The organism is Variovorax sp. OK212, from assembly GCF_900112425.1.
Classification (GTDB): Bacteria; Pseudomonadota; Gammaproteobacteria; order Burkholderiales; family Burkholderiaceae_C; genus Variovorax.
This window is the reverse complement of sequence record NZ_FOLP01000023.1, coordinates 1-13,695: the sequence shown is the minus strand read 5'-3', so window position 1 is coordinate 13,695 and position 13,695 is coordinate 1. Positions and strand designations below refer to the sequence as shown.

Here is a 13,695-nt window from a genome sequence, read left to right as displayed (position 1 = left end):
CAGCAGCAACAGGGGGCATCGTGATCACCTTGCTCATGAGGCCTTGATCCGTGGGTCGATGAAGCGATAGCACAGGTCGGTGAGCTGGTTCATCACCACCACCACGACCGACGAGAACAGCAGCACGCCCAGGATGGTGGGGTAGTCGCGCCGCAGCACCGACTCGAAGGCCAGCCGGCCGAGGCCCGGCCAGTTGAACACCGTCTCCACCAGGATGGCGCCGGCCAGCACGTTGCCGAACTGCAGCCCCAGCACCGTGACCACCGGCAGCAGCGCATTGCGCAGCGCGTGCTTGTAGAGCACCACGCGCTCGGCCAGGCCCTTGGCGCGCGCGGTGCGAATGAAGTCCGAGCCCAGCACGTCGAGCATCGACGAGCGCGCGAGCCGGCTGTACTGCGCCAGGTACACCAGGCTCAGCGTGAGCGTGGGCAGCACCAGGTGGTGCGCCACGTCGAGCATGTCGGCCAGGCCGCCGGTACCGGACGAGTCGATGGCGCGCATGCCCGCCACCGGCAGGATGGGAAACACCGACGCCAGCAGGATCACCAGCATGATCCCCAGCCAGAACACCGGCGCCGCGAAGCCCACCAGCGACAGCACCGTGATGAACTGCGACAGCCAGCCGTTCGGCTTGCGCGACGACAGCACGCCCAGCGCCGTGCCCACGAAGAACGCCAGCAGCACCGAGCTCAGCACCAGCAGCAGCGTGGCGGGCACGCGCTCGGCAATCATGCTCGTCACCGGCAGGTTGAAGAAGTACGAGTAGCCCAGGTCGCCCTGCGCCACCTTGCCCAGGTAGATGCCGAGCTGCACGGGCAGCGACTTGTCCAGCCCGTACTGCGTGCGCAGCTGCGCCATGAGTTCGGGCGACATGCCGCCGCTGGCACCGGCAATGGTTTCCACCGGGTCGCCCGGCGCGGCGTGCACGAGCACGAAATTCAGCACCACCACCGCGAGCACCAGGCCCAGGGCCTGGAGCAGTCGCGAGGCGGCATAACGCAGCGTGGCCATGAGCTGCCCGCCTTACTTGAGGTACACCTCGTCCAGCGGCGACAGCGGCCCCCAGATGGTGGTCGGCACGTTGCCCACCTTCTTGCTGGTGATGGTGTGGTAGGGCACCTGGTTGATGAACTCGATGGGCAGCTCGTCGGTCACGATCTTCTGGAAGGTCGCGTAGTAGGCCTTGCGCTGCGTCGGGTCGGTCAGGCTGCCGGCGGTATTGAGCAGCTCGTCGACCTTCGGGTTCGCGTACGACTGCGTGTTGGTCCAGACGATCGGCTTGATGTTGGTCGACAGGTAGGTGCGGTGCACGCCGATGATCGGGTCGCCCCAGTTGAACACCGCGTCCATCGACATGTCGAAGTCGTGCGTGGCCAGGCGCTTGGCCCAGGCCGGGAAGTCGGCCGAGGCGCGCACCTCCACCGTGATGCCCACCTTCTTGAGCTGGCCGCGGATGTACTCCGCCACGTTCTTCTGCTGGTCGTCGCCGCCGGGCAGGTAGTCGATGGTGAGCTTGAAGCGCTCGCCGCCCACACCCCCTGCACCGGCCTTGTAGCCCGCGGCGTCCAGCATCTCGCCGGCCTTCTTCAGGTCCAGCGGGTAGCGCACCAGGTCGGTCACGGCAAATGGGCTGCTGGCCACCAGCGGACCGTCGGACACCGTGGCAAAGCCGCCCATCAGCGCCTTGGTGATGAAGTTCTTGTCGATGGACGTGGCAATGGCCTTGCGCACCTGCACGTCCGACAGCGGCTTCTTCGCCGTGTTGAAGGCCAGCCAGTTGAGCGGGCCGATGCCGTCGTAGCCCTTGGGCGTGAGCGACACCTTGGGGTCGTTGGCCAGGCGCTTCAGGTCGGTGGGCAGCGTGGCGAAGGGCAGCATCTGCACGTCGCCGCGCTCCAGGCCCAGCACCAGGCTGGCCATGTCGGGCGTGACGTTGAAGATCACCTTGTCGAGGTAGGGCTTGTTGGGCAGGAAGAACTTGTCGAAGCGCTCCAGCACGATGCGCTGCGAAGGCTTGAACTCGGTCACGCGGAACGGGCCGGAGCCGATCACGTCGGTGCTGTTGCGCGGGTGGTTCTTCAGGTCCTGCCCGTCGCCGTAGATGTGCTTGGGAAGAATGGGGCACAGCGCGGGCGACATCGCCAGCACGATGGCCGGGTGCGGCACGCTCATGCGGATGACGGCGGTCTGCGCGTCGGGCGTGTCCACCTTCTCGACCGGGCCCATCATGGTGGCGAAGGGATGGTTGGCCTTGATGGCCATGATGGAGAAGGCCACGTCGGCGGAGGTGACGGGCTTGCCGTCATGGAACACCGCGTCCTTGCGCAGCTTGAGCGTGAGCGACCTGGCGTCGTCGGCCAGCTTCCACGACTCCGCCAGGTAGGGCTGCGGGTTCCACTTGTCGTCGAAGCGCAGCGGGCTGGCGAACACCTGCGTGGAGGGCATGGCGGTGGCGATGCCCGACTGCACCGCGCCGTTCAGGTGCCGCGGCGTCTGCGTGCTGCCGATGACCAGCGTGCCGCCGCGCTTGGGCTCGTCGGCCGCGAAGCTTGGCAGCGGGAGCAGGGTGCCCGCCGCCGCGAAGGTGGCGGAGAGCAGGGTGGTGCGGCGCGTGAAAACGGGAAGCGACATGGCAGGACCTCGGAGAGTTCGACACAGGCAATCGGGATTCGGTGTGCATCGGCATGCGGCACCTTGGTGTCGAAGATAGGTGCTTGCGGCCCGCTGGCGAAGAGCCAACGCGGCGCGAGTCACAGGGCCAGAGGGGGCGGGTTTGCCCCGTTGTGCGGCGGGGTGGTGCGCCACTTCGGGGAATGCCTTGGGGAATGCCCGCGGAAGGTGCTTGCGCGGTGCCTTCCCCGATGCACGAAAACGCTACTTCTCGTCCCGCAGCCAGTACCACTTGTAGAGCATGCGCTGCCCCACGCGCCGGAACGGCGCGAACGCGCGCGACTCCACCAGCCCCAGCACGTTGGGAAACGGCAGCGGCGAGCCGTAGATGGGCAGCTCGAACACGTCCTTGCCCGTGTCCTTGCCGGCCACGCGCTCGGCCAGCCGCTTGCCCGCCCAGGTGGAGAACGACACGCCGTTGCCGCCGTAGCCCACCGCGTACCAGACCTTCTTGTCGGCCTCGGGCTGCGTGATGCGCGGCATCATGTCGTGGCTCATGTCGACCCAGCCCCACCACGAGTAGTCGATGCGGATGCCCGCCAGCGGCGGGAACTTGCGCGCAATGGCGTCCGTCAGCAGCTTCAGGTGCACCGGGTGCTCGGCGTCGGCGCCGCTCACCGAGCTGCGGCTGCCGATCTGCAGCCGGTTGCCCTTGAGCAGCCGGTAATAGAAGCGCAGCGTGCGCGTGTCGGTCAGGAAGGTCTGCGACTTGAAGTTGGTGGCCTGCAGCTCGGCGTCGGTCAGCGGGCGCGTGACCACCGAGTTCGACAGGATCGGCATGATCCGGTTCTTCAGCAGCGGGCTCAGCGCCTGCCCCGTGTAGCCGCCGGTGCACACCGCCACGCGGCGCGCGCGCACCACGCCGGCCGGTGTCTGCAGATGGTGCACGCCGTCCACCGTGTGCCAGCCCTGCACCGGGCTCGAGGTGTGCACCGTCACGCCGAGCGCGCGGGCGCGCTGCATCAGCCCGAAGGTGAACTTCAGCGGGTGGATGCCGATGCCCTCGGCCTCGAACATCGCGCCCACCGTCTCGCGCTCGTCGCAGTAGCCTTCGTGCACCTCTTCGGCGCTCATCATCCGCGTGGCGTAGCCGAACTTCTCGCGCATGAGCTGCGCCTCGGCCGCGAGCACCGGCAGCTTCTCGCGCCGATGCGCCAGGTAGAGGTGGCCGCCGTCGAAGGCATCGCAGTCGATCTGGCGCGTGAGCTCGCGAAAATTCTCGAAGCCGCTGCGGATCTCGGCGTCGAGCTGCTTGGCGGTGTCCATGCCCCAGCGCTGGATCCACTGCGAGCGCTTCAGGCGCCCGCTCGCGTTCTGGCCCTGCCCGCCGCTGCGGCTGGAGCAGCCCCACGCGGCCTGGTTGGCTTCGAGCACCGTGGCGCGAATGCCGTGTTCCTGCGCGAGGTACAGCGCGGTCGACATGCCGGTGGCGCCCGAGCCGATGATGGCCACGTCGACATCGATGTCGCGCACCAGCGGGCCGTCGTCCTCCGGCGGCTCGCCGGCGCTGGCCACCCACCAGGTGGGCGCGTAGGCGCGGCCCGCGCCGGGGTCGGGCGCGTGCAGCGGGTCGTACTGCGGGTCGTAGGGCCGAAACGGCGCCTGGTGCGACGGGGGGGGCTGCTGGAGCGATGCGCTGTCGATGGCCGCGCTCGCGGTGGCGAACGGCACGGTGCCTGTCATGGTCATGAAGGGCTCCAAGAGAGGAAGAGAAAGGCCGGGCTGTGCGGGTTGTGCGCGCCGGGGCTTACTTGGCGGCGGGCAGGTTGGGGCGGGCCTTGCGGAACACGTTCTTCAGGTGGATCCTGTCGCCCCTGAAGGTGAACACGTCGATGCCGTCGGTCTCGATGCGGCTGCCGTCGGCGGCGGTGCCGGTGAAGGTCCACTGCGAGGTGCCGAAGTCGCCGTGCACGAAGTGCTGGCCGTTCACCCACTGCGCGTCGGGCACGGCGGCCCACGCGGTGGCGAAGGCCTTGCGCACCGCCTCGGTGCCCACGTGGCGCGTGCCGCAGGCGTCGGGGCCGGCGGCGGTCTGGAAGATGCAGTCGGCGGTCATGAAGCCCATGAGGGCGTCGATGTCGTGGCGGTTCCAGGCGTCGCTGAAGGCGGCGAGAGTGTCGGTGGTCACCGAGGACGAAGAAGAGGAAGATGAAGAAGAGGCGGTCACGCGGAAGCTCCGGAAATTGATGGGGCAAGCGTAGGCAGCCCGCTGGCCGCGCGATAGGGCCAGTTGCGGGGATTCGACCGAGCCAGAACGCCACCGGAACGTGAAGAACGGCGCGCGCTGCCCTAAACTGCGGCGCACCATGCCCAACCCGCGAGCCACCCAATGGGCGCAGCTCTTTGCGCTGCCCGACCAGCCGGCGTTGCCCCTGCAGGCCCGTTTGCGGTCTGCCGTGGTGCAGGCCATTCTTGAAGAACACCTGAGCCCGGGGGCGCCGCTGCCTTCGTCGCGCGAGCTCGCCGCGTTGCTGGGGTTGAGCCGCAACACCGTCACCTCGGCCTATCTGCAACTGATCGACGAAGGCTTTCTTGAAGCGCGTCCGCGCAGCGGGGTGTTCGTGGCGCGCAATGCGCGGCCGGTCTCCGCCGTGCACGCGGAGCCGCTGGTGGGGCGCAGCGGGCAGGCGAGCCAGCCGCCCGACTGGTCGGGGCGCGTGCTGCGCTCGCTGCTCGACAAGCCCACGCTGTCCAAGCCCGACCGGTGGCGCGACTACCCGTACCCCTTTGTCTACGGCAACTACGACCCGCAGCTGTTTCCCACCGAAGACTTTCGCGAGTGCTGCGCGCGCAGCCTGGCGCGCTCGCAGCTGCCGCACTGGACGCCGGACTTCGAGACCGACGACGTGCCCGACCTGATCGAGCAGATACGCACGCGGCTGCTGCCCAAGCGCGGCGTGTTCGCGCTGAAGGAAGAGATCCTGGTGACGATGGGCGCGCAGCACGCCTACTACCTGCTGGCCGAGGCGCTGTTCGACGAGCAGACGCGCGTGGGCCTGGAGGAGCCGGGGCACCCGCATGCGCGCAACAGCTTCTCGCTGCGGCAACCCAAGTGGGTCGAGGTGGATGTGGACGAAGACGGGCTGGTGGTCGACGCGCTACCGGCCGCGGACTACCTGTTCGTGACGCCTTCGCACCAGAGCCCGACCACCGCCACCTTGAGCCTGGAGCGGCGCCAGTGGCTGCTGCGCAAGGCGGAGCTGCAGGACTTCGTGATCATCGAGGACGACTACGAGGCGGAGAACCTGTACGAAGGCACGCCGATGCCTGCGCTCAAGAGCCTGGACAAGACGGGGCGGGTGATCTACGTGGGGTCTGTGTCGAAGAGCTTGTCGCCTGCGCTGCGGCTGGGGTTCATCGTGGCGCCGCGTGCGCTGATCAAGGAACTGCGGGTCATTCGGCATGCGATGGTGCGGCACCCGAGTGCTTTCCTGCAGCACGCCTATGCGCTGTTTCTTTCGCTGGGGCACCACGAGTCGCATGCGCGGCGGGTGAACCATGCGATGCAGGAACGGCTGGCCCTGGCGGCACAGGCGCTGCGTGACCACCTGCCCGACTTCGAGTTTCGGCTGCCTTCCGGCGGGGCCTCCATCTGGGTGCAGGCGCCTACCTGGGTGGATGCGACCGAGCTGTCGTTGATGGCGCGCAACCATGGGGTGCTGATCGAGGCGGGGGACGTGTTTTTTGCGCGGCCTCCTTATCCTTGTCCGTTCTTTCGGCTGCGCTTGTCTTCCATTGCTGCGGCGCAGATTCCTGCGGGGATTCGGGCTTTGGGGATGGCTGTGGAGGAGCTGGCTTTGGCGCGTGGCGAGAAACGGCCTGCTGGCGGTCGGACGCACTGAATCTTTTGACTTTTCGGAGCCGGGACTCGCCCCGGCAGGCGACCTGCTTTTCTTTGCTTCGCCAAAGAAAAGTAGGCAAAAGAAAGGCGACCCCACTGCCCGCGTCCCTCCGCGTCCCTCCGCGTCCCCCCGCTTCGCTGCGGGCAACCCGCGGTGCTCACGTTTCGCGGGGTCCCACCCAAACTCGCCGCGCTCGGACAAGGGTGGGCCCTGATCCGCGAAACGCTCCGCTCCTCGGCGCGGCCAGAGGGGAGGGGGAGCCGGTCGGGCCATTGCTTCGCTCGGCTTGAGACTTTGCGGCGCACCTCACGCGTGCGCGACGCACCAGAACGAGGGTAAGTCCCCATCCACTGGCTCCACGGCCATGCGGTGGCTGGTACTTCCTGGCTGGAGGGGATCGGTGCAAAGTCGCCCCCGAGATTCAACCTCCAGGAGAAAACGATGACCATGAACCGACGTCTTTCCCTCCAGTGCGCAGCCCTCGTGGCGGCATTCACGCTCGGCGGTGCCGCGCTCGCGCAAACCAAGGAAGTCACCTTCGCCCACCAGGACATGCTGGTGCCGCTGCGGCTGGTGATGGAGTCCGGCGAGGTCGAGAAGGCCACGGGCTACAAGATCAACTGGCGCATGTTCTCCGGCGGCGGCGACGTGATCCGCGCAATGGCTTCGGGCGACGTGCAGATGGGCGAAACCGGCTCCAGCCCATTGACGGCCGCGGCCAGCCAGGGGCAGGACATCAAGCTGTTCTGGATCTCCGCCGACATCGCCAACGCCGAGGCACTGATCGCGCGCAACGCGTCGGGCATCAACAGCATGAAGGACCTGGCCGGCAAGAAGGTGGCCACGCCCTTCGTGTCGACCGCGCACTACCAGCTCATGGCCGGCATGAAGATGGACGGCGTCGACCCCAAGAGCGTGAACGTGATGAACATGCGCCCGCCGGAAATCGCGGCCGCCTGGGAGCGCGGCGACATCGACGCCACGTTCATCTGGGACCCGGTGCTCTCCAAGATCAAGGCCAACGGCAAGACCATTGCCACGTCGGGCAGCATCGGCAAGCGCGGGGCGCCCACGTTCGAAGGCATCGTGGTCAACGCCAAGTGGGCCGCCGCCAACGAGCCGTTCATGGTCGCCTTCGTGAAGGCGCTGAACCGCGCCAACGAAGAGTACAAGGCCTCCGGCAAGAGCTGGACACCCGACTCGCCGCAGACCAAGGCCATGGCCAAGTGGACCAAGGCCGACCCGAAGGACGTGTCGGCCGCCATGTCGCTCTACACCTTCCCCACCATGGCCGAGCAGGTCTCGCCGGCCTGGCTGGGCGGCGGCGCGGCAAAGGCCATGGCCAACACGGCCGCGTTCCTGAAGGAGCAGGGCCGCGTGCAGGAGGTCAAGCCCGACTACAGCGCCTTCGTGACGACGGCCTACGTCGACAAGGCGATGGGCAAGTGAACGGGGGCCACGCATGCCCACGCTCGACATTCGCGACCTGACGGTCAACTACGCCGTCAAGGGCGGCACGCTGCAGGCGCTGGCGCCGGTGAACCTCACCATGCGAGACGGAGATTTCGTCGTGGCGCTCGGCGCCTCGGGCTGCGGCAAGACCACGCTGCTCAACAGCATCGCGGGCTTCCTGCCGCCTTCCACCGGCGAGATCCTGCTCGACGGCAAGCCCGTGGCCGGCCCGGGTGCCGACCGCGGCGTGGTGTTCCAGAAGCACGCGCTCATGCCCTGGCTCAACGTGCGCGACAACGTGGCGCTCGGCCTGCGGCTGGCCGGCGTCGGCAAGGCCGAGCGCGACCGCGTTGCCGAAGAGAAGCTCAACCTCGTCGGCCTGCAGAAGTACGCCGACCGCGCGGTGTACGAACTCTCGGGCGGCATGCAGCAGCGCGTGGGCATTGCGCGCGCGCTGGCCAGCGACCCGGCCGTGCTGCTCATGGACGAACCCATGGGCGCGCTCGACGCGTTCACGCGCGAACAGGTGCAGGAGATTCTTCTGCAGGCCTGGTCCAAGTCCAACAAGATGGTGTTCTTCATCACCCACTCGGTGGAAGAGGCGCTGTTCCTGGCCACCCGGCTGATCGTGATGAGCCCGAGCCCGGGGCGCATCTCGCATGTGTACGACAACGTGCCGTTCTCGCGGCAGTTCCTGTCGCACGGCGATTCGCGCAAGGTGAAGTCGGAGCCCGAGTTCATCCGCATGCGTGAAGAAGTGCTGTCGATCATTCACCATCGCGAGGCCGCCCATGCCTGACGTCACCATCGCATCGCCCGTCGCCGTCATGACGCCTCCTTCCAAGCCCGCCGCGCCGACACCTGCACCTGCTTCGCCGGCCCCCGGCACCAAGCTCAAGACCAGCGCCTTCAAGGTGCCGGGCGAAGGCTCCAGCGTGACCATCAGCGTGGTCACCGTGGTGGCGCTGGTGGCGCTGTGGTTCATCGTGACCAACATGGGCTGGGTCAAGCCGCTGTTCCTGCCCACGCCGCAGGCCGTGTTCCAGCAGTTCTACGAATACCTCACGGGGCAGGCCAACGACAAGCCGCTGTGGCAGCACTTTCTGGCGAGCATGTTCCGCGTGTTCTCGGCCTTTTTGCTGGCTTGCGTCACGGCCATTCCGGTAGGCATTGCCATGGGCATGAGCCGCTTCTGGCGCGGCATCTTCGACCCGCCGCTGGAGTTCTACCGGCCGCTGCCGCCGCTGGCGTACCTGCCGCTCATCATCATCTGGTTCGGCATCGACGAGCTGCCCAAGGTGCTGCTGATCTTCCTGAGCTGCTTTGCGCCGCTGGCGCTGGCCGCGCGCTCGGGCATGCGCAGCGCGTCGCAGGAGCAGATCAACGCCGCGTACTCCATGGGCGCGAGCTACATGCAGGTCATTCGCCACGTCATCTTGCCTTCGGCCCTGCCCGACATATTGGTGGGCATGCGCATTGCCATCGGCTTCGGCTGGACCACGCTCGTGGCTGCCGAGATGGTTGCGGCCAACATGGGGCTGGGTCAGATGGTGCTGAACGCGTCGAACTTCCTGCGCACCGACATCGTCATCATGGGCATCATCGTCATTGGCGTGGTGGCGTATCTGTTCGACCTGCTGATGCGGTGGCTCGAAAGACGGCTTGTTCCCTGGAAAGGGCGCATGTAGGCGGCGCCACCGGCTGGGCGGCGGGCATCACCTGCGGGAACTCGCCGTTCGGCCCCATCGACTGCTCCAGGAAGTCGAGCATCGCGCGCATCGCGGCGCTGTTGTGCCGGCGCTGCGAGTACGCGGCATACAGCCAGTGCTCGTGCGGCATGTGCTCGCGCAGCACCGGCACCAGCGCGCCGCGTTCCAGGTGCGACTGCGCCAGCGGCTCGGGCACATAGGCCACGCCCACGCCGCGCAGCGCCAGCTCGATCAGCGCAATCGCGTCGTTGGCCTCCATGCGGCTGTGCACCGCCACGTCGTGCGGCTGGCCGTTGGTCTCGAAGGGCAGGTGCGTGGTGGGCTGCGCCGAGTAGCTCAGCACCTCGTGCTTGGCCAGGTCGTCGGGCACCTGGGGAATGCCGCGCTGCGCCCAGTAGCCGGGCGACGCGCACACCACCATGTCGAACTGCACCAGCCGCCGCACGATCAGGTTCATGTCGTCGATGCGCCCGCCGGTCAGGTGGATGTCGATGCCTTCCTCGATCAGGTCGAGGTTCTCGTTGGTGAACATGAGGCTCACGTACACCTCGGGGTAGCGCTTGATGAACTCCGCGATCACGTCCGACAGCCAGCCCGCAATGAGCCCGTGCGGCGCGCTCATGCGCAGCCGCCCGCGCGGATGCGAGCCGTGGGCCTGCAGGTCGTTCAGCGTGTTCTCGGCCATCTCCACCAGCTCGGTGCTGCGCTCCAGCAGCACCTGGCCGGCGTCGGTCAGGCTCAGCGAGCGGGTGGAGCGGTTCAGCAGGCGCACCCCGCTGCGGGTTTCCAGCTCGGCCACGTAGCGGCTCACCGTGGCTTTCGACATGCCCAGCGAAATCGCCGCGCGGGAGAAGCTGCGCCGGAACGCGACTTCACGGAAGGTTTTGATGAGGTCGAGGCCGTCCATAAGTGGGCGGATTGTTCCAGCTTCCGGATTCGGGGTTTTTTGCGGGGGCATCGGCGGCATTTGCGCCCTGCGAGAGCGGACACCTGCGTGGCTATACTGCGGCCGTCACGTCAAAAAGAGGCGTGATCGGGATTGGACTCCCGCTGAAATCACTGCGACGCAAGCCGCAGTCACCCGCAAGGTCTGCGGCTTTGTCGTTCGTGCCTCCCTTTTAGGCGGCTCGATGGGCGGGCGCGAGCCCGGCCGGTTTCACGCAAGTGGTTTCCCGGTAGTCCAACTCGTCGAGCCGCCGCCTCCGCTTGGACTCGGGTGCGTCGGTTTCAGAAAACCGAAACCCTTGGAGGCCATTCATGGCTCACGTTCCCCCGTTCCCCGAATCTTCTGAAGAAGCCGCCAGCGCGGAATCGCTCGCGCTGCAGGCTTGCGATGACGTCGACGCCCTGCACGTTGTGTGGCGTGCGTACGCATGCCTTGAAAAATTGATCGAGCCGCAGCACAGGAGCGAGGCGGAAGAGCTTTGTCCGAGTCGCACGGAGCTCAGCACGCTGATGGGGCTGGTCAATGAGGAATTGCGGCGGCGGATTGAGGTGGCCGACGTCACGGTGCAGGCGTTGCGTGTTGCCGTGAGCGAAAGTGATGTGCAATAAAAAGCCCGCGGAGAACCGTTGGTCATCACGGATGTAGGCATGCACAAATGCTGTGCGGCCAGCTTGTGAAAATCAACGGCTTGCGCGACAACTGTGATCGGCGGCGGGGCAGGCGTGATCACGGTTGTTGAGCCAATTTCGACGATGCTGCCGAGTTGGTGAGCTTGGGGCGGGTATACGGCCGGCGGCTTTGGGCCGAGGCTGTGTGAAAACCCTTCCCCAAATGCCAGTCCAAAAATAAAATGAGGTCACCCGTTTCTAGCGAGGTGGCCCATGAAGCGATTCATCGAAGGCGCAGACCGACACCAGGTCACGTTGTTGCCGGAATGCCTTGACGACTATGTCGACGAAGACAACCCGGTGCGCATCGTCGATGCGTTCGTCAACGAATTGAATCTAGGCGCTCTCGGCTTTGAGGGTGCAGACCCTGCAATCACTGGCCGCCCTGGTTATCACCCATCGGTTCTGCTCAAGCTCTATATCTACGGCTACCTCAATCGCATCCAGTCGAGCCGCCGGCTGGAGCGCGAAGCCCAACGCAACGTCGAACTCATGTGGCTTACCGGCCGCCTGACTCCCGACTTCAAGACCATTGCCGATTTCCGCCGCAACAACGGAAAGGGTATCCGCAACGTGTGCCGCAGCTTCATGGTGCTGTGCCGGCAAATGAAGCTCTTCTCGCAAGCCGTGGTGGCCATCGACGGCAGCAAGTTCAAGGCCGTCAACAGCCGCGACCGCAACTTCTCGCCGGGCAAGATCGACGCACGCAAGGAGCAGATCGAGCAAAGTATCCAACGCTATCTCGATGCACTGGAGACCGCGGACCGTGTTCAGCCCGCCGACTTCGAAGCCAAGACGGATCGCCTGCAGGAGAAGATCGGCAAGCTGCGCGAACAGATGCGGCAACTCGACAAAACGAAGGCGCAACTCAAGAGTGAACCGGGCCAGCAGCGCTCGTTAACGGACCCCGATGCGCGCTCGATGCTTCAGTCCGGCAAGAGCACAGGCATCGTTGGCTACAACGTCCAGACGGCGGTCGACGGTAAGCACCACCTCATCGTCGCCCACGAGGTCACGAACATCGGCAATGACCGAACTCAGCTGAGCAAGATGGCAGTGGCGGCACGCGAAGCAATGGGCAAGACCAAGGTGCAGGCCTTCGCGGATCGCGGCTACTTCAACAGCCTGGAGATCAAGGCCTGCGAAGACGCGGGCATCACTGCCTTCGTACCCAAGCCGATGACTTCCAACGCGAAGGCGCACGGGCGCTTCGGCAAGGCTGACTTCGTCTACATCAAGAAAGACGATGAATACCGTTGCCCTGCCGGGCAGCGAGCCGTCTTCCGGTTCAGCAGATTGGAGGACAACCTGGACCTGCGTCTCTACTGGTCCAGCGCCTGTCCAGGTTGCGCGCTGAAGGATCAGTGCACGACTTCATCCTTCCGACGCATCCGTCGTTGGGCGCACGAAGGCGTGATCGAGCGAATGCAGCAGCGCCTGGACCGCAAGCCCAATGCGATGACATTGCGGCGCTCGACCATCGAGCATGTGTTTGGAACGCTGAAACACTGGATGGGCTCGACGCACTTCCTGATGAAGACGATGGCTCACGTTGGGACGGAGATGAGTCTTCACGTGCTTGCTTACAACCTCAAGCGCGTGATGAGCGTATTGGGGATTGCGAAAATGATGAAGGGTATGCGGCTAGCGGGGGCATGAGCCTCTTCAGGCGCTCCTTCGCGCCTCCATGAGGTGCAGTGAAGGCCTCGCAGTCGATCTCAGATGCGTCTCGGCACCGAAAGAAGTCCGTTGATCTCAGCACGTCGTCGTTCGCATGACGGCGCCGCACGTTTCTACACAGCCTCGGCCCAGACCAGAAGTTCGATTCGCTCCAAAGCTGACGCTCCACGCTTGTATTACCGCCGTCCACGAACCGTCCAAACCCCCACAAGCTTGGCCTCACTGGAGCTATCGTCAGAGGCGAGATTGAGATCTATCCAGCCCCTAGCCGCCCAGCGGCGAAACGCCAAGGAAAGCCGCACGCCATCTGCAAGATCGCCTTCTCGAACTCCGCCGGAGCCGAACGAAACCATTCGGAGACCACGGCGATTGGCGTCGATCGTGGTGACCCCGTGTGCCAAGAGTGCATTGAGCGCCGCTTCCGAGAAGAGCTCCCGAAGATCGTATTCGAGGCAGTCAAATGCATCACTGTGTTCTGCGACGAATTCTGTCAGGTGGCGGTCACCCAGGGCGTACTCGCGCCATTGCGCTTCGCGCGCCCGACTTGCTGCTTGTAGATGAGGCGAATCGATCAAGTGTGAGACCTCGTTGGGGTGGATCCGAGGCTACCCATTACCGGCGCGCGGTCAAGGTCTGCTTCTCTGATCGGGCCAGTTTGTCAAGCGCAGAGTATCTCGGTATTTTGGTTTCGTCGAACAGAACGTCTCGGTGCAGTTCACGCTTCTCTA

Annotated in this window: 12 protein-coding genes; 6 read left to right on the top strand and 6 right to left on the bottom strand. The window is 65.7% G+C overall.

Annotated features, from left to right (window positions below; translation table 11 throughout):
* Positions 1-33 precede the first annotated feature (33 nt).
* From BM004_RS34780 to BM004_RS34765, 4 genes are all read right to left on the bottom strand, one after another.
* Positions 34-1,011, bottom strand: a complete 978-nt coding sequence (locus BM004_RS34780; protein ID WP_093220483.1) for an ABC transporter permease — start codon at positions 1,009-1,011, stop codon at positions 34-36.
* A gap of 12 nt (positions 1,012-1,023) precedes the next feature.
* Positions 1,024-2,631 carry an ABC transporter substrate-binding protein gene (locus tag BM004_RS34775; protein WP_093129517.1) on the bottom strand — a complete coding sequence of 536 codons (1,608 nt, stop codon included), beginning with the start codon at positions 2,629-2,631 and terminating at the stop codon, positions 1,024-1,026.
* Positions 2,632-2,874: 243 nt separating this feature from the next.
* Positions 2,875-4,359 (bottom strand): NAD(P)/FAD-dependent oxidoreductase, encoded by a 1,485-nt coding sequence (locus tag BM004_RS34770; protein WP_256220187.1) that lies wholly within the window; start codon positions 4,357-4,359, stop codon positions 2,875-2,877.
* Positions 4,360-4,417: 58 nt separating this feature from the next.
* Positions 4,418-4,837: a nuclear transport factor 2 family protein gene (locus tag BM004_RS34765; protein WP_093220481.1), complete on the bottom strand. Its 420-nt coding sequence runs from the start codon at positions 4,835-4,837 to the stop codon at positions 4,418-4,420.
* Between the two features lie 139 nt (positions 4,838-4,976).
* Between BM004_RS34765 and BM004_RS34760 the strand changes: the two genes are divergently transcribed.
* The 4 genes from BM004_RS34760 to BM004_RS34740 all read left to right on the top strand — a co-directional run bounded on the left by BM004_RS34760 (position 4,977) and on the right by BM004_RS34740 (position 9,652).
* A complete protein-coding gene (locus BM004_RS34760; RefSeq protein ID WP_093129519.1) occupies positions 4,977-6,512 on the top strand; it encodes a MocR-like pyridoxine biosynthesis transcription factor PdxR in 1,536 nt (511 codons plus the stop codon).
* A 441-nt stretch (positions 6,513-6,953) separates the two neighbouring features.
* The gene (tauA, locus tag BM004_RS34750; RefSeq protein ID WP_093129520.1) at positions 6,954-7,961 is read left to right on the top strand and encodes a taurine ABC transporter substrate-binding protein; all 1,008 of its coding nucleotides are present in this window, start codon (positions 6,954-6,956) and stop codon (positions 7,959-7,961) included.
* Between the two features lie 13 nt (positions 7,962-7,974).
* A complete protein-coding gene (locus tag BM004_RS34745) occupies positions 7,975-8,763 on the top strand; it encodes a taurine ABC transporter ATP-binding protein (RefSeq protein ID WP_093129521.1) in 789 nt (262 codons plus the stop codon).
* Entirely contained in the window at positions 8,756-9,652 is an 897-nt protein-coding gene (locus BM004_RS34740) for an ABC transporter permease subunit (RefSeq protein ID WP_093220478.1), read from the top strand. The genes BM004_RS34745 and BM004_RS34740 overlap by 8 nt, the downstream gene beginning before the upstream one ends.
* Here the strand turns inward: BM004_RS34740 and BM004_RS34735 are convergent.
* Positions 9,570-10,580, bottom strand: a complete 1,011-nt coding sequence (locus BM004_RS34735; RefSeq protein WP_093220476.1) for a LysR family transcriptional regulator — start codon at positions 10,578-10,580, stop codon at positions 9,570-9,572. The genes BM004_RS34740 and BM004_RS34735 overlap by 83 nt on opposite strands.
* Positions 10,581-10,930: 350 nt before the next feature.
* Here BM004_RS34735 and BM004_RS34730 point away from each other — a divergent pair, with 350 nt between their 5' ends.
* Both BM004_RS34730 and BM004_RS34725 read left to right on the top strand, forming a co-directional pair.
* Positions 10,931-11,227: a hypothetical protein gene (locus BM004_RS34730; protein WP_093220473.1), complete on the top strand. Its 297-nt coding sequence runs from the start codon at positions 10,931-10,933 to the stop codon at positions 11,225-11,227.
* 273 nt (positions 11,228-11,500) lie between these two features.
* Complete coding sequence (locus BM004_RS34725; protein ID WP_093220471.1) at positions 11,501-12,946, top strand: IS1182 family transposase; 1,446 nt, start codon at positions 11,501-11,503, stop codon at positions 12,944-12,946.
* Between the two features lie 197 nt (positions 12,947-13,143).
* Here BM004_RS34725 and BM004_RS41000 read toward each other — a convergent pair whose 3' ends face one another.
* Positions 13,144-13,542 (bottom strand): hypothetical protein, encoded by a 399-nt coding sequence (locus tag BM004_RS41000; RefSeq protein ID WP_143072619.1) that lies wholly within the window; start codon positions 13,540-13,542, stop codon positions 13,144-13,146.
* Positions 13,543-13,695: the final 153 nt, after the last annotated feature.

What these genes read in the sequence shown, in the direction of transcription:
- BM004_RS34780 (WP_093220483.1), bottom strand. Translation starts at nt 1,011, where the DNA reads ATGGCCACGCTGCGTTATGCCGCCTCGCGACTGCTCCAGGCCCTGGGC.
- BM004_RS34775 (WP_093129517.1), bottom strand. Translation starts at nt 2,631, where the DNA reads ATGTCGCTTCCCGTTTTCACGCGCCGCACCACCCTGCTCTCCGCCACC.
- BM004_RS34770 (WP_256220187.1), bottom strand. Translation starts at nt 4,359, where the DNA reads ATGACCATGACAGGCACCGTGCCGTTCGCCACCGCGAGCGCGGCCATC.
- BM004_RS34760 (WP_093129519.1), top strand. Translation starts at nt 4,977, where the DNA reads ATGCCCAACCCGCGAGCCACCCAATGGGCGCAGCTCTTTGCGCTGCCC.
- tauA (WP_093129520.1), top strand. Translation starts at nt 6,954, where the DNA reads ATGACCATGAACCGACGTCTTTCCCTCCAGTGCGCAGCCCTCGTGGCG.
- BM004_RS34745 (WP_093129521.1), top strand. Translation starts at nt 7,975, where the DNA reads ATGCCCACGCTCGACATTCGCGACCTGACGGTCAACTACGCCGTCAAG.
- BM004_RS34740 (WP_093220478.1), top strand. Translation starts at nt 8,756, where the DNA reads ATGCCTGACGTCACCATCGCATCGCCCGTCGCCGTCATGACGCCTCCT.
- BM004_RS34735 (WP_093220476.1), bottom strand. Translation starts at nt 10,580, where the DNA reads ATGGACGGCCTCGACCTCATCAAAACCTTCCGTGAAGTCGCGTTCCGG.
- BM004_RS34730 (WP_093220473.1), top strand. Translation starts at nt 10,931, where the DNA reads ATGGCTCACGTTCCCCCGTTCCCCGAATCTTCTGAAGAAGCCGCCAGC.
- BM004_RS34725 (WP_093220471.1), top strand. Translation starts at nt 11,501, where the DNA reads ATGAAGCGATTCATCGAAGGCGCAGACCGACACCAGGTCACGTTGTTG.